This window comes from Donghicola tyrosinivorans, assembly GCF_003003355.1.
In the GTDB taxonomy this organism is placed as follows: domain Bacteria; phylum Pseudomonadota; class Alphaproteobacteria; order Rhodobacterales; family Rhodobacteraceae; genus Donghicola; species Donghicola tyrosinivorans.
The window spans coordinates 1-22305 of the sequence record NZ_PVTQ01000001.1; the positions used below are offsets into that span (position 1 = coordinate 1).

Genomic DNA, 22305 nt, shown 5'->3' on the forward strand with positions numbered 1-22305 from the left:
AGATCATAGGTCCGGCTGGCCTCCGCCACCGTGGTTTTGCCCTGAATGATCTCGATCACCAGGGCGGTCTTTCGCTTGGCTGTCCAGCGTTTGACAGTCTCGTCCATACTCTTACTCATGGCTACTTTCTTCCTTTATAGCATGAGCAGGAAATCAGTGGGTCATTACACCTAGCTCACCACTCAGATCGATCGCATAGCCGTCGTGGGACGCGCAAGACACACGAAGAAACTTCCACACATCACCCGATTACCTCTCGGATGCCCCACTGAGCGTCAGGTTTGGGATTTGCATCTAGGGTGCCACAAATGTGCCCGAAAGATGTGTAAACTAGGCCTACGAAATGGAGAATATACCGTGTTGGGTGCCAGTGATATCTTGAATGCTTTCTACCAGCTTGTGGTAGGTCCTGAGAGCCGCTTGTGGCCATATTACTTGGCGACGTCCGTCTTGATCGCCTTCGCCGCTTACCGTGCGCGCAAGATAAAAATCCCATTTGCGAAATGGCTCTTTCCTGAAGAAATCTATCTACATGCATCGCATATGATAGATTTGAAGGTCTTTGGCTTCTCCTTGATCTTGCATGCGCTTGGTTTGTTTAATCTCGTCTTTTTCGCATCGTTTATTGCAGATCAACTTTCATCTTTTCAGATCACAAGGTTTGGCGTTGAACCGTTTCCCGAATTACTTGTCGCGATCATTCTCCTCTGCGTATTGGATTTTGCGATCTATTGGGTCCACCGGGTCCATCATGAGAGCCGGATCTTCTGGCCATTTCATTCGCTGCATCACTCGGCAGAGGTCATGACCCCGGTGACTGTCTACAGAAAACACCCCATTTACGACGTGATTTCGATCTTCACGAAGGGTGTTTTGATTGGTTTACTACAGGGCGTCTTTCTGTTGGTTTTTGCATCAGAGACGGCCTATTCGACGATCGCCGGGGTCAACGCTGCATATTTTGCTTTCTATATGGCAGGAGCGAATTTGCGCCATTCCCATGTGTGGATCAGTTTTGGCTCATTTTTTGAGCACCTCTTTATTTCTCCTGCGCAGCACCAGATTCATCATTCTATTGATCCGAAGCATCACAACAAAAACTATGGTGAGGTTCTGGCGATCTGGGATTGGATGTTTGGCACTCTTTACATCCCGAAGAATGAAGAAATCATTGAGTTTGGGCTGGGGAATGCCCGTGGCGAGCGCACCCGCCAACGGCACGATACCTTAAAAAATGCGATGTTGGTCCCCATTCAGGATTCCTGGAAACAGATTATTAAGAAGTTTGCGAAATTCTCGTCGGAGAAGAGTGACACAGACAGGTTGGCACGGTGACGCGCGGATTTTCTATTTACCTTGATCTGGTGCGGTTTGTCGCGGCGGTTGTCGTGTTGCTATCGCACTTCGGCTATCCGCGTTTTTCGGATGGCCGTTGGCTCTGGGTTCGCGAACTCAATCTGGGAAGCGATGCGGTCGTCCTCTTTTTCGTTCTCTCTGGTCTGGTGATTGCACATGTGGCTGAGACGAAAAGTGGCGGACTGCAGCGCTTCACCTTTGATCGCGCCACGCGATTGGTTTCCGTTGCGTTGCCGGTGCTGTTATTGGGTTTTGTTCTTGACCGCTTCGGGGCAGGCTTTGCGCCGGAAGGCTACTCGGTGACCTACTATAATGAGGTGCCTTTCTGGTACCAGATGCTGCGGGGGCTGAGTTTTTCCAATGAGTGGGCTGTTTTGCCCGTTCGATTAGGGTCAAACGGGCCCTATTGGTCGCTCAGCTATGAAGCCGCTTACTATGCGTTCTTCGCAGTTGCGTTTTATTTGCGCGGGGTGCGGCGCATCGGGCTACTCATGATGGGATGTGCGATTGTTGGTGCGCCGATCTTGTTCTTGATGCCCGCGTGGTTGTTAGGGGTGCTGCTGTATCGGGGTCTGCAGCGCAGACAGGCTCTGCCCCGCAGCGTGGCGCTGTTGTGCGCTGCCCTGCCGCTCGTATTTTACCCGGTTGCTTTGTGGCAAAATCTGCCTGCTCAGTTCTATAGTTGGACCGCTAATATCGATGCCGCACTGTCGCTACGGTTTTCGAATGAATTTTTGTGGAACAACATTCTGGCCGTGTTTGTGTGCGTGCATCTATACGGGATGGCTTCCTTGCTGCGCGACAGTTCCTTTGGAAAAGTTGCGCGGCTCATCAAATGGGCTGCTGGAGGAAGTTTCTCGCTCTATCTTGTCCACTACCCTGTCATGCAGTTTCTGGCAGTCTTCAATGTTTGGCCGTCCTTTGCGCCGCTCTATGACCTCGTGTTTGTGGGGGTGACGCTGATGGTCTGCTATCTGTTTGCCGCGATATTCGAGCGACCATTGCCTTATTTCAGAGAAATACTGACAGGACGTTTTCCGTCATTCCGTCAGTTGGCGACAAACCGGGCCCGATAGTCTGATGGGGCTTCGCCACGGGCGGCGCGAAAGCGGCGTGAAAAATAGGCGGGATCGGAAAAGCCCAAGCGGTAGCCGATCTCTGCCACAGGCAATTGGGTAAAGGCCAGAAGGCGGCAAGCTTCGGTCATCAGGCTATGCTCAATGAACGCGTTGGCACTTAGACCTGCGATCTTGCGACAGGTGCGGCTTAGATGGCCTGCACTGACAGAAAGGGCATCGGCGTAGTCTGCTGTGCGCCAGTTGCTTTCATGGTGGTCCGCGATCAGGCGGTTCAACCGGTCCAACAGCGTATCCCCTTCGGCCCGCGCAGGATCGGTGTCGTGACGTGCGGCGGCGATTGCCGCGATCAGTGCATGAGAGAACGCAACTAGCAAATGGGTGCGGAAGCTTTCGCCTGACTGGAAGGTAATCATTAACTGGGCGATGGTTGTTCGCATGACGTCAGTCGCGGGCACCATAAACGGATGCTGCAAGGCTCCATCCAGCGCTGATGTCCGTGGCTGCATCGCTTTGATCACTGGAGAGGGAAAGCTCAGCACGTCTCCCTCCGTGCCTTGGGCAAACGCAAAGCCGTGGACGGTGCGCGGTGGCACAAATAGCAGCGTCCCTTGCGACAGGCGTTCGCGCCGCCCGTCTAGTTCGACCTCGGCATGACCACGGGCCAGATGGAATAGCTGATACATTTGCTCATGACGGTGCGGCGTGATCTTCCAGTCATGCAGTCGCGCCCGGTCCCAGATTCTCTCGACGTGGATGACATCGGGGAAATCGCTGGTTTCGCCGAAAAGCGTAAAGCTGGGGATATGTTTTTCGCTGCTCATGTTCGAATAGTACCAGAGCTTGCTGGATTGATCCATTCTTGGTGCGCATGGGTGCTTGTAATGTGCAATTCTCAGAGGAGGACGCGCATATGAAAACCCAAGTCGCCATTATTGGCGGTGGCCCGTCGGGGCTGCTGCTGTCGCAACTGCTTAACAAGGCCGGCGTTGCCACTGTCATTCTTGAGCGGAGCACCCGCGACCATGTTCTGTCCCGCATTCGGGCGGGCATTCTAGAGTGGGGCACGGTGGATCTGCTGCGTGAGGCAGGTGTTGGTGCGCGCATGGACGCCGAAGGCTTTCCCCATGACGGCTGCTTTCTGACTGATGCGGACATGAAGGTCCGGATCGATTTCAAGGAACTGACCGGCAAGCAGGTGATGGTCTATGGTCAGACCGAAGTGACGCAGGATCTCTACGCTGCGCAGGATGCCATGGGCACCACCATCATTCACGGGGTCGAAGATGTGACCCTGAACGATCTGGAACGGGCTGGCAGCTATGTGGAATACACGCTGAATGGCCAGCGCCAGCGGATCGACTGCGACTATATCGCGGGCTGTGACGGTTTTCACGGCGTCAGCCGCAAGACCATCCCCGAAGAAAAACGCCGTGAATTTGAGCGCGTGTACCCCTTTGGTTGGCTGGGGGTTCTGTCGCGGACCAGGCCGGCGGATGATGAGCTGATCTATGCAAACTCGCCCCACGGTTTCGCTCTGGCCTCGATGCGGAATGCGCAGCTGTCGCGTTACTACATTCAGGTGCCTCTGACCGATAAACCCGAAGACTGGAGCGACGACGCCTTCTGGACCGAACTCAAGCGCCGCTTGCCGTCCGAGGTTGCCGCGACGATGGAGACTGGCCCCTCGATCGAGAAATCTATCGCGCCGTTGCGCAGCTTTGTGTCCGAGCCTCTGCGCTGGGGGAACCTGTTCCTTGTGGGGGATGCGGCCCATATCGTACCGCCGACCGGCGCCAAGGGGCTGAACCTTGCAGCTTCGGATGTGTTCTACCTGTATCAAGCCCTGATCGAGGCGCTGAAAGGCAACACCAGCGGTATTGACGCCTATTCGGAACTGGCGCTGCGGCGGATATGGAAGGCCATGCGCTTTAGCTGGCAGATGACCACCATGCTGCACCGTTTCGAAGGCGAGGACAGCTTCTCCGAACAGATGCGCCGCGCGACGCTGGATCATCTGGCCCATTCTGAAACAGCGCGGCGCGAGTTGGCAGAGAATTATATCGGTCTGCCATTCTGATAGCCTCGAGCGGCTTAAAACCTTTACGCCTGCAAGAGGACAGCCTTCTTGCGGGCTTTTTTCTTGCGCCTCTGTTAAGGAAGCTTAGATCGAAGGGGAACATCCTTTCAGGCCCCTTGTGGCAGGAAGAACCAGCCCGTATACGGCCGTCCTCACATGCGGTCTTTTCATGCCGGAGGCACCATGACGCTTCAGACGCCATACTACCTGATTGATAAATCGCGGCTGTTGCCGAACATGGAAAAGATCGCCTGGCTGCGGGAACATTCAGGGGCAAAGGCGTTGCTGGCGCTCAAGTGTTTCGCCACTTGGTCGGTGTTCGACATGATGAGCGAATACATGGACGGCACCACCTCTAGCAGCCTTTTTGAGGTCAAGCTGGGGCGCGAGAAATTTCCCGGTGAGACCCACGCTTATTCCGTCGCTTGGGCGGACAACGAGATCGACGAGGTGCTGGCAAGCTCGGACAAGATCATCTTCAATACCGTCGGTCAGTTGACCCGCTTTGAAGAGGTCAGCCGGAACCATACCCGTGGCCTGCGCGTGAACCCCGGTGTCTCGACCAGCGGTTTTGATCTGGCCGATCCTGCGCGTCCCTTTAGCCGTTTGGGCGAACATGATCCGGCGAATATCGAGCCTGTGGCCGATCTGATCACCGGCTTCATGTTCCACAACAACTGCGAGAATGCGGACTTCGACCGCTTTGACGCGATGCTGTCCAGCATTGAGCAGCGCTTTGGCTATCTGATCCGCAAGATGGAGTGGATCAGCCTTGGGGGCGGTATCCACTTTACCGGCGAGGGCTATCCGCTGGACAAACTGGCCGAGCGTCTGAAGCGCTTTAGCGACCAGAATGAGGTTCAGGTTTACCTTGAGCCTGGAGAAGCGGCTATTACCAAGTCAACGACGCTGGAAGTCACCGTTCTGGACACTTTGCTTAACGGAAAACAACTTGCGATTGTGGACAGCAGCATCGAAGCGCATATGCTGGACCTGCTGATCTATCGTGAAAGCGCACGGATGGATCAGTCGGGGGAACATGAATGGATGGTCTGCGGAAAGTCCTGTCTGGCCGGAGACATTTTTGGCGAGTTTAAATTCCCTGCGCCTTTGAAGGCGGGGGACCGGATCAGCATTCAGGATGCGGCCGGTTATACGATGGTGAAGAAGAACTGGTTCAACGGCGTCAAAATGCCTGCCATTGCAATCCGTGAATTGGACGGGACAGAACGTCTGGTCCGTGATTTCACCTATGAAGATTTCGCGGCAGCACTGTCGTGATTGTGTCGCCTTCGGGCGTTAGTGCTTTACCCTAAACGATAAACCAAAGGGGGTTCGTTGCGTTGAAACAGAACGTACTCATCATCGGCGCTGGTGGCGTCGCTCAGGTCGTGGCGCATAAATGCGCGCAAAACAACGATGTGCTGGGGGATATCCATATCGCCAGCCGGACGCTTTCGAAGTGCGAGGCGATCCTTGAGTCCGTCCGCGAGAAGGACGCGATGAAGCAAGAGGGCGTTCTGCAAGCCCATCAAGTGGACGCAATGGATAGTGCCGCTGTGGCCGCGCTGATCAACAAGACCGGTGCGCAGATTGTGATCAACGTGGGCTCGGCCTTCGTGAACATGACCGTCATGGATGCCTGCATCGAAACCGGTGCTGCCTATATCGACACCGCGATCCACGAAGACCCCACCAAGATCTGCGAAACCCCGCCATGGTACGCCAACTACGAATGGAAAAAGCGTGATCTCTGCGCCGAGAAGGGCGTGACCGCCATTCTGGGTGCGGGCTTTGACCCGGGCGTTGTGAACGCGTTTGCGCGCTTTGCCATTGATGAATACATGGACGAAGTGAAGTCCATCGACATCGTGGACATCAACGCGGGCTCGCACGGCAAGTATTTCGCGACGAACTTCGACCCCGAGATCAACTTCCGCGAATTCACCGGTGTCGTCTACTACTGGGAAGACCAGCAGTGGAAAGAGAAGCAGATGTTCGAGACCGGCCATGACTGGGATCTGCCTGTCGTCGGCACATGCCGCGCCTATCAGTCGGGCCACGACGAAGTGCATTCGCTGGCGACCAACTATCCGCAGGCGGACGTGCGCTTCTGGATGGGCTTTGGCGATCACTACATCAATGTCTTCACCGTTCTGCAAAGCCTTGGCCTGCTGTCCGAGCAGCCCGTCAAAACTGCCGAAGGTCAGGAAGTGGTGCCGCTGAAAGTGGTTAAGGCTGTGCTGCCCGATCCCTCCAGCCTTGCGCCGAATTACACCGGCAAGACCTGCATCGGCGATCTGGTGAAAGGCACCAAGGACGGCAAAGACGTTGAGGTTTTTGTTTACAACGTGGCCGATCACAAAGACGCGTACAACGAGGTGGGCAGCCAAGGCATCAGCTACACCGCAGGCGTGCCGCCCGTTGCCGCCGCGATGCTGGTGGCCACCGGTGAGTGGGACGCCAAGACCATGAAAAACGTCGAAGAGCTGGACCCCAAGCCCTTCTTCTCCATTCTGGACAAGATCGGCCTGCCGACCCGTGTACAGGTTGGCGGTCTGGATGGCGAAGACAAAGCCTGGAACGAATAAGCGTCTTATCGGATGCACGAAGGGCGGGGGTTTCCCCGCCCTTTTTCGTTGGGGCCATGCGCTTTGATTTCTATCGCGTGGCACTGCGATTGTCGTTAATGAGGCGGCATGGAATCTGAAAACACCTTCGACATCTTTCTTGTGGCGCCTCCGGGGCTGGAACCTGTTCTGGCCGATGAGGCGCGTGAGCGCGGCTTTCAAGGCGTGGTGCAAGAGGCGGGCGGCGTCACCGTGCGCGGCGACTGGACCGAGGTCTGGCGCGCCAACCTGCAACTGCGCTGTGCGGTGCGCATTCTGGCCCGTTTCGCCAGCTTCCGTGCCATGCATCTGGCGCAGCTGGATAAGCGCGCCCGCAAGATCGACTGGGCTGCTTTGCTGCCCCAAGGCGTCAGCCTGAAGGTCGAGGCGACCTGCCGCAAATCCAAGATTTATCACGATCGCGCCGCCGCCGAGCGGGTGAAGAAGGCGGTGAAGGATATCGTAGGGGCCAAGATCGACCCCGAAGCGCAGCTGGTCATCAAACTGCGGATTGAGGACGATCTGTGTACCTTCAGCATCGATACCACCGGTGAGAGCCTGCACAAGCGCGGCCACAAAGAGGCGGTGAACAAGGCGCCCATGCGGGAAAACCTTGCTGCCGCCTTCCTGCGCCAGTGCGGCTATGACGGAACGCAGGTGGTCGTGGATCCCATGTGCGGTTCTGGCACTTTCATCATTGAAGCCGCCGAAATGGCCTCGGGCCTTTATCCCGGGCGCACCCGTGATTTCGCGTTCCAAGAGCTTCAGAATTTCGACCCCAAGGTCTGGCAGCGCCTCAAGGACAGCGCCGAACCTACGGTCCCGCCGCTGCGCTATTTCGGGTCAGACAGGGATCAGGGTGCCGTTCGGATGAGCACCGCGAACGCCACGCGGGCAGGGGTCATGGATGCATGTCAGTTCACCTGTCAAAGCGTCAGCGACCTGACTCCGCCCGAAGGCGTGCCCGCCGGTCTGGTCATCGTGAACCCGCCTTACGGCGCGCGGATCGGCAATAAAAAGAACCTGTTCGCGGTTTACGGTGCCCTTGGCAAAACGCTGAAAGAGCGGTTCCACGGTTGGCGTGTGGGCATCGTCACCAGCGAGCCCGGCCTTGCAAAAGCCACCGGCTTGGACTTTCTACCCGGCCTTCCGCCCGTGCCTCACGGCGGTATGCGCATCGCGCTTTATCGGACAGCACCGCTGCCTTAAGACTTTAGGCAGGCTCTTCTACCAGTTCTGGCTCTGGCGCCTCTGCTGCGGCGGGAACGTCTGCCGTCTTCTCGGCGACAGTGAAATTACTGATCGTCTCGCGCAGGGCGGCGGCCTGTGCAGCCAGTTCTTCAGCAGTGGACGACATCTCGACCGAGGCAGAGTCATTGGCTTGGGTTGAATCGTCCAACTCAATGATCGTCTTACGCATTTGTTCCGCGCCCTGAGCGATTTCCGAGTTTGCGCGCGACATGTCACTGACCAGTGCCGATGTGCGCTCAATCAACTCCACCAGTGCATTCAACTTGTTGCCTGCATCCTTGGTGGCAATAACCGATCCGGCAGAGATCTTGCTGATCTCTATCGCGGCGGACTGGCTGCGTTCGGCCAGTTTGCGCACCTCTTGGGCCACCACGGCAAAGCCGCGCCCATGCTCGCCCGCGCGGGCAGCTTCGACCGCGGCGTTCAGGGCCAGCAGGTCGGTCTGGCGTGCGATCTCTTGGATGACGCCGACCTTGGCCAGAATGTCGCTAAGGGCGGCCAGTGCATGTTGGACCTCTTCGCCGCTGATGCGGGCATCTCTGGCGGCCTCGACGGCGACGGCTTCGGTCATGCGGGCGTTCTCGGCGGTGCGGGCGATGTTGCCGTTAATCTCTTCAATCGCCGACGCGACCCTTTCTGTCGCCGCGCTTTGCTGTGTGGAGGCATCACTGATGCTCTCGGACGAGCGGGCCATCTGCGTGGCCCCTACGGCCACATGCTCGGCACCGGTTTGGACCTCGGTCACGATCCCGCGCAGGCCGATGACCATGCGGTTCAGATTGTGTAAAAGGGCGCTGAGTTCTGAATTTCCGGTGATATTGGCCATATGGGTCAGATCGCCATTCGCCACTTGGGCGCTAAGAAGGTTGGCTTTGTAGACCCCCTTCATCAGCGTTTTAATTATGCGGAAGGCGGCGATGATCGACACCAGAAGCGCTGCCGCCATGATGCCAAAAGCGATCAATCGCGCCTGTTCATAGGCTTGCTGCGATGCGGTGACGGCCTCGTCCATTGCGCGGGTTTCGCGCGATTGGACCTCGCGGATGGTGGTGGACATCTCTGAGTGGACCAGCGAGCTGTTCATGAACAGCTTTTCCGACGCCTTCGCCTGGTCGCCATTTGACAGATCGGCAAGCACGCGGGTGTTGATCCCCTCCAGTTCCTTTCGCAGACTGTCGTAGCGGTCCAGAAGCTTGACCGTCTCGGGCCGTGCAGTGGCGCGGGCGGTGTCCAGCACCAACCCTTGTTTGCCGCGCAGGGCCTCAAGTTCGGCTGTGAACGTGCGGCGCAGGCTGTCGTCGTTCAGCATGATGTAATCGCGCATAATCCGCTGGATTTCGGCCTGCTGTTCGGCCAGTTCATCGAAGGTCCGGATCGCGCTGAAGTTATCCTGAACGATGGTCTGACTGCGCGTTTGCATGGCCTGTAACTGATGCAGTGAAAAGCCCCCCATCGCGGCCATCAGCCCAAGTAGCATAATAAAGGTCAGGGTCAGGCGGGCTTTGAGTGACAGGCGCATGGCTGAGTCCTTCCGAATACCGCTGCATGAACGATGATGGAGGCCGGAAGGCTGTGTCTTGCCGACGCATCATCCATAGTCTTCCGTCAGTCTACGGCAGGATCTGCACGGATGGCATTGATCGTCCGGTCAGGTTCGCCACGTCAATTCTGGTGCATGGCGCCAGTGATTGCCCGATTGACCAACGCTTTGGAATTTGCGACCCAAGCCGGACTATTTTGGGAGACAACACCATGTCCAAGAAGATTTTTGTCCTGAACGGCCCCAACCTGAACCTCTTGGGCAAGCGCCAGCCCGAGATTTACGGACACGACACACTGGCCGACGTCGAGGCCAAGCTGCGCGAGATCGCAGGGGCGGAGGGCCATGAGATTTCCTTCCACCAGTCGAACCACGAAGGCGAGATCGTGGATACCATCCACAAAGCCCGCCTTGAGGGCTGCGGTGTGATTATCAATCCGGCGGCCTACACCCATACCTCGGTCGCGATCCGCGATGCCCTGCTGACCTGCGAAATGCCGATCTTCGAAGTGCATATCTCGAACGTCCATGCGCGCGAGGCTTTCCGTCACCATTCCTATGTCTCGGACATTGCCACGGCGGTGATCGCGGGTCTTGGGATTGAGGGCTACAACGCGGCGATGCGCCGACTGTTGCAGCTGCTCTAATCAATTTTTCGATCAATTGGTCGAAAATAGATCGGATGTACCTATCGGTGACTTCGTGTTGCCGATAGGAAACCGGCGATCTGATCTGCACGTTCTGCCCCTGTAAAAATGCGGGCAATGTGGATATTTTTACGTTTCTTGCTGTAATTTCCGATACATAAAGTCCCGCAGCCGCACCCAAGGGGTGCACAGATGGCGCATGACGCGCGAAACGGGAGATGACCCATGACCGCAACGATCATCGACGGCAAGGCCTTCGCGGCCAAGGTGCGCGAACAAGTGGCCGGCCACGTAAGCCGCCTGAAAGAAGAACACGGCATCACCCCCGGTCTGGCGGTAGTGCTGGTGGGCGAGGATCCGGCCTCTCAGGTCTATGTGCGCTCGAAGGGCAAGCAGGCCGTCGAAGTAGGCATGAACAGCTATGAACACAAGCTGGATGCCGAGACGTCGGAGGCCGACCTGCTGGCGCTGATCGACCAGCTGAACAATGATCCAGCCGTTCACGGTATTCTGGTGCAGCTGCCGCTGCCCGCCCATCTGGACAGCGATCTGGTGATCAACGCGATTGATCCGGCGAAGGATGTGGATGGGTTTCATATCTCGAACGTGGGTCTTCTGGGGACGGGGCAAAAGTCCATGGTGCCCTGCACGCCGCTGGGGTGCTTGATGATGCTGCGCGATCATCACGGGTCTCTGTCGGGCATGAACGCCGTGGTCGTGGGCCGCAGCAACATCGTTGGAAAGCCGATGGCGCAACTTCTGCTTGGCGATAGCTGCACCGTGACCATCGCGCACAGCCGCACCAAGGATCTGCCCGAGGTTGTCCGCCGCGCCGATATCGTTGTCGCTGCTGTTGGCCGCCCCGAGATGGTGCCCGGCGACTGGATCAAAGAAGGCGCAACTGTCATCGACGTGGGCATCAACCGCATCGATGCCCCCGAGAAGGGTGAAGGCAAGACGCGTCTGGTGGGCGATGTGGCGTTTTCCGACGCATCAAAGGTCGCAGGGGCGATTACACCTGTCCCAGGAGGGGTGGGGCCGATGACGATCGCCTGCCTTTTGGCCAACACGGTGACGGCTTGTTGTCGCGCCAATGGCCTGCCCGAACCCACAGGCTTGACTGCCTGACCATCCCGACATCCGGCGCGCCCCTCGGGGTGGCGTCCCCGCCCAACATCACTTCGTTCTAAGGATAACGAGAATGACCAAGTACGCCCTGACCGTCACCTGTCCCTCGACCCGCGGGATTGTGGCCGCCATCGCAAACTATCTGGCCGACAAAGGTTGCAACATCACGGACAGCTCGCAGTTCGATGATGCGCAGACCGGCAATTTCTTTATGCGCGTCAGCTTCGAAAGCGAGCAGGGCGCCGATCTGGCGGATGTCGAGGCCGCATTTACGCCTGTCGCCGAAGCCTTTCAGATGGACTACAACTTCCACGATGAGGCCCAGAAGATGAAGGTCGTCATCATGGTCAGCCGTTTTGGCCACTGCCTGAATGACCTGCTGTACCGCTGGCGCATCGGCGCGCTGCCGATTGATATCGTGGCGGTGATCTCGAACCACATGGACTACCAGAAGGTCGTCGTGAACCACGACATTCCCTTCCATTGCATTAAGGTCACCAAAGAGAACAAGCCCACCGCCGAGGCTGCGATCATGCAAGTGGTCGAGGATACCGGCGCTGAGCTGATCGTGCTGGCCCGCTACATGCAGATCCTCAGCGATGAGATGTGCCAGAAGATGTCGGGCCGCATCATCAACATCCACCATTCGTTCCTGCCGTCCTTCAAGGGGGCAAACCCCTATAAGCAAGCCTTCGAGCGCGGCGTGAAGCTGATCGGTGCAACCTCGCACTATGTGACCGCTGATCTGGACGAAGGCCCGATCATCGAACAGGACATCATCCGCGTCACCCACGCGCAGAGCCCTGATGACTATGTCTCCTTGGGTCGTGACGTCGAAGCGCAAGTGCTTGCCCGCGCCATCCACGCACATATCCATCGCCGCGTCTTCCTGAACGGCAACAAGACCGTTGTCTTCCCCGCATCGCCCGGCAGCTATGCATCCGAGCGTATGGGCTAAGTCGAACGCCTGTTGCAGCGAATTGGAAGCGGCGGCTCATTGGGCCGCCGTTTTTCGTTTGGAGAAGCGGTGAAGCAAGGCCGTGAAGTGGCCAAAATAGGGCAAGTGTTATGGCCCGTTCCTTTGCGGGTATTTGGATTTTTCTCTCGAAAGGAAAGGCTCGGCTTTAGGTAGAGCTTTGCTGACTATGCCCGAAGACAGAAAATGGTCTGGTTGCATTGCGGGTCGCTGACTAACCCAAAGGATAAGCGGGCGAGCGGAAATTGTAATCAAAAATTACGTATATTATTTGACATGATTGGTTTCCACAAACGGGCGGGTTTTGACGCGGGCGCGGGTATATCGTGTATGGCCTTGCTCAGATCACTTTCACTGTCACCTCCATTCTACTGTGAAAGCTGCAAAAATCACACTTTGTCAGGAGCCGTGTTCTCTCCGACTCAATTGATTCGTCGTGCGCTCTGTTTAGGGCAGTTCTGAAAATCACAAGGGCAAAAGCGGGCTGACTTTGCTGCCAGCTCTGACGCGCCTCGGTGGATCAATTTCATAAGTATCGGATGTATTGTTGCAGAAATGAGCACAACCGTAGGGCGTTTGCATTGAATATTCCGCGAAATATTGTGGTCGGCGCGGTGAAGTGGTGGAAAAAGGCCACAACGACCAATGGGATAGCGAAAACTCTAGCGAATGTGGCTGAAAGGAGGTAACTTGAACCCAAAAGGTAGACAGGGCCCTCCAATAAAAACAAATGGGCTCGATTGAGGCGGAGCAGAGATATGCAAGCTATTGACTATGCCGTGAAGAGCGGCGGTGGAGCCGTGTCCCGTGGTGCCATGGCGGCTGAAGAGGGTGCTTCCCTTGTTCAGATGGGCGTCGGCCAAGAGATTTCGCTGAACCTGCGGCGTGAATCTGTAACCAATTTTGTACGTGAAGGCGCAAACCTTCAGATCTATCTGGCTGATGGCCGGACGATCGTACTTCAGGACTTTTTCTCCAGCGATACAAACAAGCTGTATCTGTCTGCAGATGGCGAACTGTCTCAGGTCCTGTTTACCGAAGATATGGGAACTGCCACCTTCTCGCATTACGCGGATGCCGGTAACTGGGGCAAATGGAACCCCGCCGACGATCTGATCTTCGTTGATGGCGATGAGGTTCTGGCAGCAGAGACCTATGATGATGACGCGGTGGCCATGCTGGCGCCTGCGGCTCTGGTTGGTGCTGGCCCCATCGGCGCACTGATCGGCGCAGGTCTTCTGGGTGCAGCGGCACTGGGCGGCGGCGATGAGGATGGCGGCGGCGGCACCACCGTGACCGACCCGACCGATCCGACGGACCCTACCGATCCGACCGATCCCGGCACCACCACGCCGATCACCGTGAACCCCGGCACGCACGTTGTGACCAGTGACCCGACAACGCAAACCGTTGCGATCACCGGTACCGCGCCTGCGGGCTCGACCGTTGTTGTGACCGTTGACGATATCACACTGACCACCACTGCCGACACCAACGGCAATTGGAGCGTTTCGACCGGCGACGCCGACTGGAATGACGACGGTTCGGAAGATGGTAACTATACCTCGACCGTGGTTGTGACCCCTGTTGGCGGCACCTCGACCACGCTAACCGGCCCCAGTTTCCTCGTTGATACTGTTGTCGATGTTGTCGTAACCGATGGCGCGGGCAGCACCAACGACGTCTGGAATGAAACCGAGTACGACACCGAAGACGGTGTACGTATCACCGGTACCAGTGAGCCTGGCGCAACTGTGACCCTGACTGTCGACGTGAACGGCACCGCTGTGACCGGTTCGGCGTTGGTTGATGCAAACGGTGACTGGACCATCGAATTCACCGAGTCGCAGGTTCCTTCGGGCGAGCACACCTTCGATATGTCGGTGACGGCTGTTGACCAGTACGGCAACACGATCACCAAGGACGACACTGTTGTCATCGACACCGAAGTGGCTGTGACCGTCGATACCGCGAACTTCGAAGGCGACAATACCGCCAACTACGAAGAAGCAATCGGCACCGATGCGCCCGCGACGCTTTATGGTACGACCGACGATCCGTCGAACACCATTGTTCTGACCATCGGCTCGCGCACATATACCGTTCCGGCGGCCAACATTGATGCAAACGGCGACTGGTTCTTCGATTACCCCAGCACTGTCCCTGTTGCAGACCGCTACAGTGTGACCGTCAGTGCAGTTGCGACCGACGCAGCGGGCAACAGCACCGCAACCGACGGTGTGCAGTCGGCTCAGGGCGAACGTGGCACCATCGACATCGACACCAAAGTCGTGAACATGAGCATCAACGAGCTTGGTGATACTTTCAATGCGGGTACCAACGATGGCGGTGTTGTTCTGACGGGTACCTCTGAGATCGGCTCGACCAATGTCACCGTGCGCATCTACTACCCCGATGACTACTCGGTCGTGTCGCTGCGTGGCACCGTGTTTGCTGAAACCACTGCTGTGGTGAACCCGACCACCGGTGCGTGGACCGCAACCTTTACGCCTGCCCAGATCGGCCAGATCGAGCTGGATGACGCAAAGGTCGTGATGTTCGACACCGATGCAGCAGGCAACATTGACGACACCGATGATCAGTACGGCAGCACCGATACGATCGACATTGACACCATCATTCCCGACGCGATGAACGCGGGCGACGTGACATACAACACGTTGAACGAAACATCGGGTCTGACCATGGACAACGTTGTTGATAGCGATCACGTTCTGTCGGTTGCAGCGGTGGCACAAGATGGCGCCAGCATCGACAACCTGACTGTTGGTGCGAACCTGAACTTCGATGTTTACAGCGATCCTGACCTGATCACTAACTCGACCGACTATACCTTCATCAATCCGCTGGGTGACGGCGAAGATGTTGTCATGTCGATTGCGGATTTGGCCGGTAACTCGAGCGCAACCTACATCGCGCTGGACGATACTGCGACTAGCCAGGTTTCGATTGGCAGCGCTGTGACCAATAACTTCAATATCGATCAGATCGAACTGTCGTTCGCAACTGACGCGGTGCTGAACCTGACCGAAGCCCAAGTGCTTGCTCTGTCGGAAAACGGCGACCGCGTGACCATCGAAGGTGGTGTAGACGATACGGTCAACCTGACCGGCGTGACCGCACAAACCGTCGAGAACGTCGATGGCACCAACTACGATGTCTACACGCTTGGCGAAGCAACGGTTTATGTTGATCAGGAAATTGACGTAAACGTCGTCTAAGGTTTAAGAAAAATGACATCGGGCAGGGCGGATACGCCCTGCCTGCCGAGGCTGCGCCAACCAAATATAAAAATATAGCAGGCGCTATTGAGCGGAGTTCTTGAATGAGACGGGCAGCATACCTTGCTGCCGGTGTTGCGCTTTTTGCGCTTGCCGGGTGCATGGGATCGAATGACGGACAGTCGGGCGAGGCCTATGAGGCCGCTCCGACGCATGGATTGAATGCGGCGAATACACAAGGGTCTCACTTGATCACGAGCCTTCAAGCGCGGCGTAGTGTGCTGCCGGAAGGGTCAAGTTTCGATCAGGTTGCAGACGCTGTGATGGCCGCAAACTCGCGCGCCGCAGAAGCAGAGCTTCGTGCGGCCGTTTTGCGCTCTAGTGCGGCGCAAAAGAACTGGTTGCCCCAGATCGGGCCCGAGATTTCTTTGGACAATATGGGTGACTTTGTGGCGACCTTGCTGGTTGAGCAGGTCATCTTTGACAACGGTCGCAAAAAGGCCGAGCGCGCCTATGCCGCCGCTGACGTGGAAGTGGCGGCCGCGAGCCTGAGCGAAAGCTCGAACCAGCGCGTTATGGATGCGCTGAAGCTGTTTATCACTGCCGAGAAAGCCCGAGCCCGTGCGAAAATCTCAGGTCAGGCCGCTGCGGATATGGCCGATTTTATGCGCATCATGGAGGCCCGTGTGGCCGGTGGTGTCTCGGACAGTTCTGATGAGAACGTCCTGCGCCTCAAGCTGAATGAAGCCCGTGAAACTCTGAACGCGGATATGGAAACCGCCGCGACGGCTCTGGCCGAGCTGAACGCGATGGCCGCCTATCCGCTGGATGATCTGCGCGGGATTTCCGACATTGCGCCTGTGCCCGAAGGCACCGAACCCCTTAGCGTTATGAGCGCCGAAGGCGAGCGCAGCCGCACTATCGCCGAAGCCAAGATCGAACGCGCGGGTCTGTTGCCATCGCTGACGGCAAGCGGCGCGGCAAATAAGGATGACTCCTCCGGCGCGCTTGTATTCGGGGGCGGGATGCTGGGACTTGGCACCGCTGACAGCCTTGGCGCGGCAGACGCCAGCCAGCAGGCCGCCGAGGCGCAAATCCAGCAGGCCTATGAGGACACCGCCCGCGTCGTGGCCCGTTTGCAGCAGCAGCTGGCCTCGCTCGACCGGCAGCAGCAGAACACCGGCACATTGGCCGCGCAAGCCAAGCGCAACTACACGCTGTTCCAGGAACAGTATGAGGCCGGACAGCGTCAGGTGATGGATGTTGTGAATGTCTATGAAGGCATGGTGGACAGCCAGTTGGAGCATGTGGGTTTGCGCTATGACGCGATCCTGACCCGACTGAGCATCGCCAATGAATACGGACTTCTGGTGAACGGGGATGCAGTATGAGCAACGAGCCTATCTCTCTGACCGTAAAGCCCGGCGGCGCTGAAAATCCGCCTCATCCGGCAGCCAAGCTGAAAAGTGTGGTCCCGCCAGAAGCGCCCAAAGGTGTGAAGGCCGGTCCGACAATCAAGGCCGTAAAGCCCGCCGCCATCGGCGTGGCCGAAGTCACCACCAAACTGGCAGCTAAACCGCAGGCAGATACCGAAGGGCGCGCCCGTGCCCGTGCCGATCTGGCCGCCGTCTATGCCAGCTTCCTTGGCGTGGACGCCTCGGCCAGCGATATTCTTGAGGCGATGGTGCGTTCGGGCAAATCCGACGCGACCCAGCCCAAAGCCATGGCCGCAGGTCTGCAATCGGTGGGTCTGAAAACCCGCGTGATGACCGTTGGCCAGCTGACCCCGCAACTCTGGCCTGCCATCTCGCAGATGATCAGCGGCCAGTCCGTGCTGGTTCTGGACCAAATGGGCGACGAACTGGTGATCTATGACACCAGCTGCACCGACAACCGTGCCTATGTGCCGATGATCGAGTTCGAGCCCTTCTTCGCAGGCGTCATGGTCCGCGCTGAAGTCTCGATCGATCAGGTGCGCGAAGTGCACGCCCCCGTCGAAGAGCAGGCCCACTGGTTCTGGGGTGAATTCCACAAGCTGCGCCGTTATTTTGCCGAGATCGCCTTCGGCTCGCTCATTGCCAACATTCTGGCGGTGTCTGTCGCGTTGTTCAGCTTGCAGGTCTATGACCGCGTGATCCCGCACCAGTCCGAAGCGACCCTGTGGGTTCTGGCCATTGGTGCGCTGATTGCCCTGTCGCTTGAGGCGATGATGAAGCTGGCCCGCGCCCGTTTGATGGACAGCGCCGGCCGCAAGATCGAATTGAACATCCAGCGGATGCTGATGGACAAGCTTCTGGGGATGCGCTCGGATTTCCGTGGCGGCTCGCCCTCGCAGCTATTCGCGGCCATGCGTGAATTCGGCTCGGTCCGTGAATTCTTTACCGCAGCCTCGATCGGCAGCCTTGCGGATCTGCCCTTTATCATCGTTTTCCTTGCGCTGGTGGCCTCTATCGCGGGCAGCGTGGTGTGGGTGCTGGTGCTTGGCGGCGTGCTGATGGTTGTTCCCAGCTTCCTGCTGCAAAAGAAGATGATCCGTCTGACCAAAGAAACGCAGGGCGCATCGACCCGCGCCTCGCGTCTGCTGTACGAGACCATCTTTGAACTGGATACCGTGAAGACCCAGCGCGGCGAGGATCGCATCCGTCGTGTGTGGTCGGAGTTGACCGGCCTCAGCTCGATCAAGTCGAGCGAGCAGCGCCGTCTGTCCACCGCCATCACCTACTGGAGCCAAGGCATCCAGCAGGCGACCTATATCGCTGCTGTGGTGACCGGCACCTATCTGGTGTTCGTGGGCGAATTCACTGTGGGCTCGATCATCGCGGTCGGTATTCTGACCAGCCGTACGCTGGCGCCGCTGACCCAGTTGGCAGGGACGCTGGCCCGTTGGTCAAACGTCAAGAACGCGCTGGATGGTCTGGATACCATCGCCAAGGCCGAACAGGATCTGGCCGCTGGCCGTACCTACCTGCGCCGCGACCGTCTGGAAGGCGCGTTTGAATTCCGTCAGGCCCAGTTCCAGTACGACAAGGAAAACGGCGCTCCGATCCTTGATATCCCGACCCTGAAAATCCCCGCTGGCGAAGCGGTGGCGGTTCTGGGTGTGAATGGTTCGGGCAAGTCGACCTTCCTCAAGTTGCTGTCGGGTCTTTATGCCCCCTCCAGTGGTCGTCTGCTGATTGACGGTGTGGATATGGGGCAGATTGCGCCCCGCGATCTGCGCCGCAACATTGGCTACCTTGGTCAGGACGTTCGCCTGTTCGCAGGCACCCTGCGTGAGAACCTGAACCTGCATCAGCTAGAGCGGGACGACGACCGTCTTTATGAAGCGCTGGACTTCGCGGGTCTGGGGCCGTTCGTGAAAGCCCACCACAAGGGGCTGGACCTTGAGATCACCGACGGCGGACAGGGCCTGTCCGTAGGTCAGCGCCAGTCCATTGGTTGGGCGCGCATCTGGCTACAGAACCCGCCCATCGTCCTGCTGGACGAGCCGACCGCTTCGTTGGACCAAACCCTTGAGGCCACTCTGGTCAGCCGTCTGGGCACTTGGCTGAAGGGGCGGACCACCGTTGTCGCCACCCACCGTCTGCCGATCCTGTCGCTAACCAGCCGCACCCTGATCTTCCAGAATGGCCGGATGGCCGTGGACGGTCCGCGCGAGCAGGTTGTGGCCCATCTGACCCAAAACGCCGCTGGCAAAATCACGAGGTAAGCCATGTCGACCCTCAGCACCGAACTTGATGATGGCATTCAGGGATCACGGACGATGATCCGTGTTGCCGGTGCAGCCCTGATCATCTTCATTGCATGGGCGGGGTTTGCCTCGCTGGATGAAATCGTGCGCGGTCAGGGCGAGGTGATCTCGTCCTCGCGACCGCAGATCATCCAGAACCTTGAAGGCGGTATCCTGTCCGAGCTTTTCGTGAAAGAAGGCGACACGGTGGAACGTGGTCAGGAACTGGCCCGCCTGCACAGCACCCGTTTCCGGTCCGAAGTGGACGACATCGGCGCGCAGATTTCGGCGCTGGAAATCCGCCGTATCCGCCTTGAGGCCGAATTGGCTGGCGCATATGATTTCACGCTACCCCCTGAATTGGCCGAAGCCGCGCCCGATATCGTGGCCTCGGAAAAGGCGTTGATTCAGGCCCGCCAGTCGGACTTTGTCAAAAGCCGTGATGGCGCGCAGGAGGTTCTGGACCAGTCCGCCGAAGAGCGTGACCTGCTGGAAAACCTGCTGGAACGTAAGATCGTGGCGCTAATCGAAGTGACCCGCGCCCGCAAGGCCCACGCCGACGCCCAGAAGCGGTTCGACGAGATCGTCACCCAGACCGAATTGGAACGGGCCGAGCAGTATTCGGAAACCCTGAAAGAACTGGCGACGCTGAAGCAGAACATGAAGGCCAGCCGCGACCAGTTGGACCGTACCATGCTGATCAGCCCCATGCGCGGTGTGGTCAACAACCTGTCGGTCACCACCATCGGCGGCGTTGTCCGCCCCGGTGAAGAGATCATGCAGATCATCCCGATGGATGACGAGCTGTTCGTCGAGGCCAAGGTCAAGCCCGAGGACATCGCAAACGTCCTGCATGGTCAGGACGCGACCGTAAAGCTCAGTGCCTATGACTACACGATCTACGGCAGCCTTGAGGGCAAAGTGGACTTTATCTCGGCTGACACCTTCAAGGACGAACGCAGCCAGCAACCCGATGGCAATCCGCATTATAAGGTGACTGTGCGGGTCGATACCTCGGACCTTTTGGCGCGTCAGAAAACCGTTGAGATCCGCCCCGGTATGCAGGCCGTGGTCGAGCTGCACACAGGCGAAAAGACCGTCCTGCAGTACCTTTTGAAGCCGCTTTACAAATCCCGTGAGGCGCTGCGCGAGCCCTGATCGCAGAAATTACCCAAGACTGACCCAAGACTGAAGACTGAAAGGGCTGCTCTTCTTGCGAAGGCAGCCCTCTTTTCTTGTCCGTGTGACGAGGACTTAGGCCTCGGTATCAACCCAGATGGTGACGGGTCCGTCGTTGCACAGATGGACCTGCATATCGGCACCAAAGCGGCCGTTTTCGACCTGAACTCCAAGATCGCGCAGCGCCTGAGAGAAGTGTTGATACAACGCATCGCCATCCGCAGGGGCCGCAGCGGTGGAAAAACCGGGCCGATTGCCGCGCCGCGTGTCCGCCGACAGGGTGAACTGGCTAACCACTAGCGCGGCCTTGTGGGTGTCCATCAGCGACAGGTTCATCTTGCCCTCGGCATCGGGGAAGATGCGCATCTTGCTGATCTTGGCGGCCAGCTTGTCGGCCATCTCGGGGGTGTCCCCCTGCATGGCGCAGATCAAGATCATCACCCCCGCGCCGATCTGGCCGACGGTTTCGCCCGCAATATCCACGCGGGCTTCGGAAACACGCTGGATCAGCGCTCTCATAGTTCGTGGGTCCAGGGCGGGTTGGCGCCGGCGCGGCTGACAGTGATGGCTGCCGCTTTCGCCCCTAGACGCAGGGCGTCCGCGATCACGTCGTCAGGCAGGCTAGCCAGCGCGTCCTTGTCCAGAACGCCCGCCTGATCCAGCGAGGCCAGAACGCCTGCGTTGAAGGTATCGCCAGCGCCCACGGTGTCCACAACGGTCACTCGTTCCGACCCCACATCCACGCGGCCGCGATTGGTGTAGCCGGTGGCCCCGTCCTTGCCGCGGGTGATGCACAGCAGCTTCGGCCCCATCGCCAGAACCTGTGCGGCGCGACTGTCGATGTCGCCTTCGGGCATCAGCCATTCCAGATCTTCATCAGACAGCTTCACGATATCGGCCAGCGACATTATGCGATCGACGCGGGCGCGATAAGCGGCCTCGTCCTTGATGAAACCGGGACGGATGTTGGGATCAACCATAGTGACGCGGTTTGCCGCCTCACGGGTCATCAGGGCCTCATAGGTGGCACCGCAGGGCTCGACCACCAGAGAGATGCCGCCAAAGAAGAGGGCGCGTACATCGTCGCCGACCTCGGGCAGAGCGTCCGTGGACAGCATCCGTCCTGCGGTGTTCTCATCGTAGAAGGCATAGGTCGCGTGACCGTCAACCAGTTTGACAAAGGCCACGGTGCAGGGCGCATCCGCGCGATGTACGGTGCTGGTATCGACCTTTGAATCCTCTAGCGTTTCAATCAGCTGGTCGCCAAAGAAGTCTGCGCTGATGCCGGTGAACATGCCGGTGGGCGCCCCAAGACGGCCCAGAGCAATCGCCGTGTTGAACACCGCGCCGCCTGCGTGGGGGGCAAAGGCATTCTCGCCCGTGGTGGCCTGACGGGGCAGCATATCAATCAGGGCTTCGCCGCAGCAAAGGATCATGGGAACCTCCGGATACTGATGTTTGCGCTACCAATACCCAAGAACGGCAGGTTCG

17 protein-coding genes are annotated in these 22305 nt (G+C 58.1%); 13 read left to right on the forward strand and 4 right to left on the reverse strand.

The features are described from left to right. Nucleotides 1-357 precede the first annotated feature (357 nt). A complete protein-coding gene (locus tag CLV74_RS00010; protein WP_170107957.1) occupies nt 358-1335 on the forward strand; it encodes a sterol desaturase family protein in 978 nt (325 codons plus the stop codon). Beyond that, nucleotides 1332-2432, forward strand: coding sequence for an acyltransferase family protein (locus CLV74_RS00015; RefSeq protein WP_106262170.1), 1101 nt, complete (start codon nt 1332-1334; stop codon nt 2430-2432). The genes CLV74_RS00010 and CLV74_RS00015 overlap by 4 nt, the downstream gene beginning before the upstream one ends. On the opposite strand, the gene CLV74_RS00020 is transcribed toward CLV74_RS00015, so the two are convergent. Then, on the reverse strand, nt 2405-3292 hold the full coding sequence (locus tag CLV74_RS00020) for a helix-turn-helix domain-containing protein (RefSeq protein WP_245888408.1): 888 nt from the start codon (nt 3290-3292) through the stop codon (nt 2405-2407). The two genes, CLV74_RS00015 and CLV74_RS00020, sit on opposite strands and share 28 nt — an antisense overlap. 53 nt (nt 3293-3345) lie before the next feature. Here CLV74_RS00020 and pobA point away from each other — a divergent pair, with 53 nt between their 5' ends. The 4 genes from pobA (at nt 3346) to CLV74_RS00040 (ending at nt 8330) form a co-directional block, all read left to right on the forward strand. Next, nucleotides 3346-4512, forward strand: a complete 1167-nt coding sequence (gene pobA / locus CLV74_RS00025; RefSeq protein WP_106262171.1) for a 4-hydroxybenzoate 3-monooxygenase — start codon at nt 3346-3348, stop codon at nt 4510-4512. Between the two features lie 183 nt (nt 4513-4695). Then, complete coding sequence (locus CLV74_RS00030; RefSeq protein WP_106262598.1) at nt 4696-5793, forward strand: carboxynorspermidine decarboxylase; 1098 nt, start codon at nt 4696-4698, stop codon at nt 5791-5793. Between the two features lie 62 nt (nt 5794-5855). Further along, nucleotides 5856-7103, forward strand: a complete 1248-nt coding sequence (locus CLV74_RS00035; protein ID WP_106262172.1) for a saccharopine dehydrogenase family protein — start codon at nt 5856-5858, stop codon at nt 7101-7103. Between the two features lie 108 nt (nt 7104-7211). Next, on the forward strand, nt 7212-8330 hold the full coding sequence (locus CLV74_RS00040) for a THUMP domain-containing class I SAM-dependent RNA methyltransferase (protein ID WP_106262173.1): 1119 nt from the start codon (nt 7212-7214) through the stop codon (nt 8328-8330). A gap of 4 nt (nt 8331-8334) precedes the next feature. Here CLV74_RS00040 and CLV74_RS00045 read toward each other — a convergent pair whose 3' ends face one another. Beyond that, the gene (locus CLV74_RS00045) at nt 8335-9891 is read right to left on the reverse strand and encodes a methyl-accepting chemotaxis protein (protein ID WP_106262174.1); all 1557 of its coding nucleotides are present in this window, start codon (nt 9889-9891) and stop codon (nt 8335-8337) included. 233 nt (nt 9892-10124) lie between these two features. Here CLV74_RS00045 and aroQ point away from each other — a divergent pair, with 233 nt between their 5' ends. The 7 genes from aroQ to CLV74_RS00080 all read left to right on the forward strand — a co-directional run bounded on the left by aroQ (nt 10125) and on the right by CLV74_RS00080 (nt 20793). Then, nucleotides 10125-10559, forward strand: a complete 435-nt coding sequence (gene aroQ, locus CLV74_RS00050) for a type II 3-dehydroquinate dehydratase (RefSeq protein WP_106262175.1) — start codon at nt 10125-10127, stop codon at nt 10557-10559. 225 nt (nt 10560-10784) lie between these two features. Then, nucleotides 10785-11687, forward strand: coding sequence for a bifunctional methylenetetrahydrofolate dehydrogenase/methenyltetrahydrofolate cyclohydrolase FolD (gene folD, locus CLV74_RS00055; protein ID WP_106262176.1), 903 nt, complete (start codon nt 10785-10787; stop codon nt 11685-11687). A gap of 73 nt (nt 11688-11760) precedes the next feature. Further along, nucleotides 11761-12645, forward strand: a complete 885-nt coding sequence (gene purU / locus CLV74_RS00060; RefSeq protein ID WP_106262177.1) for a formyltetrahydrofolate deformylase — start codon at nt 11761-11763, stop codon at nt 12643-12645. 776 nt (nt 12646-13421) lie between these two features. Continuing rightward, the gene (locus tag CLV74_RS00065; RefSeq protein WP_106262178.1) at nt 13422-15905 is read left to right on the forward strand and encodes an Ig-like domain-containing protein; all 2484 of its coding nucleotides are present in this window, start codon (nt 13422-13424) and stop codon (nt 15903-15905) included. Nucleotides 15906-16009: 104 nt separating this feature from the next. After that, entirely contained in the window at nt 16010-17296 is a 1287-nt protein-coding gene (locus CLV74_RS00070; protein WP_106262179.1) for a TolC family protein, read from the forward strand. After that, the gene (locus CLV74_RS00075; protein WP_106262180.1) at nt 17293-19614 is read left to right on the forward strand and encodes an ATP-binding cassette domain-containing protein; all 2322 of its coding nucleotides are present in this window, start codon (nt 17293-17295) and stop codon (nt 19612-19614) included. The genes CLV74_RS00070 and CLV74_RS00075 overlap by 4 nt, the downstream gene beginning before the upstream one ends. Before the next feature lie 3 nt (nt 19615-19617). Further along, on the forward strand, nt 19618-20793 hold the full coding sequence (locus tag CLV74_RS00080) for an HlyD family type I secretion periplasmic adaptor subunit (RefSeq protein ID WP_106262181.1): 1176 nt from the start codon (nt 19618-19620) through the stop codon (nt 20791-20793). Between the two features lie 96 nt (nt 20794-20889). On the opposite strand, the gene dtd is transcribed toward CLV74_RS00080, so the two are convergent. Both dtd and CLV74_RS00090 read right to left on the reverse strand, forming a co-directional pair. After that, a complete protein-coding gene (gene dtd / locus CLV74_RS00085; protein ID WP_106262182.1) occupies nt 20890-21333 on the reverse strand; it encodes a D-aminoacyl-tRNA deacylase in 444 nt (147 codons plus the stop codon). Next, nucleotides 21330-22250 carry a carbohydrate kinase family protein gene (locus CLV74_RS00090; protein ID WP_106262183.1) on the reverse strand — a complete coding sequence of 307 codons (921 nt, stop codon included), beginning with the start codon at nt 22248-22250 and terminating at the stop codon, nt 21330-21332. Before CLV74_RS00090 ends, dtd begins: the two co-directional genes overlap by 4 nt. Nucleotides 22251-22305: the final 55 nt, after the last annotated feature.

Excerpts from the sequence above, each read along its gene's own strand:
- CLV74_RS00020 (WP_245888408.1), bottom strand. The coding sequence starts at position 3,292 with ATGGATCAATCCAGCAAGCTCTGGTACTATTCGAACATGAGCAGCGAA.
- pobA (WP_106262171.1), top strand. The coding sequence starts at position 3,346 with ATGAAAACCCAAGTCGCCATTATTGGCGGTGGCCCGTCGGGGCTGCTG.
- CLV74_RS00030 (WP_106262598.1), top strand. The coding sequence starts at position 4,696 with ATGACGCTTCAGACGCCATACTACCTGATTGATAAATCGCGGCTGTTG.
- CLV74_RS00040 (WP_106262173.1), top strand. The coding sequence starts at position 7,212 with ATGGAATCTGAAAACACCTTCGACATCTTTCTTGTGGCGCCTCCGGGG.
- CLV74_RS00045 (WP_106262174.1), bottom strand. The coding sequence starts at position 9,891 with ATGCGCCTGTCACTCAAAGCCCGCCTGACCCTGACCTTTATTATGCTA.
- aroQ (WP_106262175.1), top strand. The coding sequence starts at position 10,125 with ATGTCCAAGAAGATTTTTGTCCTGAACGGCCCCAACCTGAACCTCTTG.
- folD (WP_106262176.1), top strand. The coding sequence starts at position 10,785 with ATGACCGCAACGATCATCGACGGCAAGGCCTTCGCGGCCAAGGTGCGC.
- purU (WP_106262177.1), top strand. The coding sequence starts at position 11,761 with ATGACCAAGTACGCCCTGACCGTCACCTGTCCCTCGACCCGCGGGATT.
- CLV74_RS00065 (WP_106262178.1), top strand. The coding sequence starts at position 13,422 with ATGCAAGCTATTGACTATGCCGTGAAGAGCGGCGGTGGAGCCGTGTCC.
- CLV74_RS00070 (WP_106262179.1), top strand. The coding sequence starts at position 16,010 with ATGAGACGGGCAGCATACCTTGCTGCCGGTGTTGCGCTTTTTGCGCTT.
- CLV74_RS00075 (WP_106262180.1), top strand. The coding sequence starts at position 17,293 with ATGAGCAACGAGCCTATCTCTCTGACCGTAAAGCCCGGCGGCGCTGAA.
- CLV74_RS00080 (WP_106262181.1), top strand. The coding sequence starts at position 19,618 with ATGTCGACCCTCAGCACCGAACTTGATGATGGCATTCAGGGATCACGG.
- dtd (WP_106262182.1), bottom strand. The coding sequence starts at position 21,333 with ATGAGAGCGCTGATCCAGCGTGTTTCCGAAGCCCGCGTGGATATTGCG.
- CLV74_RS00090 (WP_106262183.1), bottom strand. The coding sequence starts at position 22,250 with ATGATCCTTTGCTGCGGCGAAGCCCTGATTGATATGCTGCCCCGTCAG.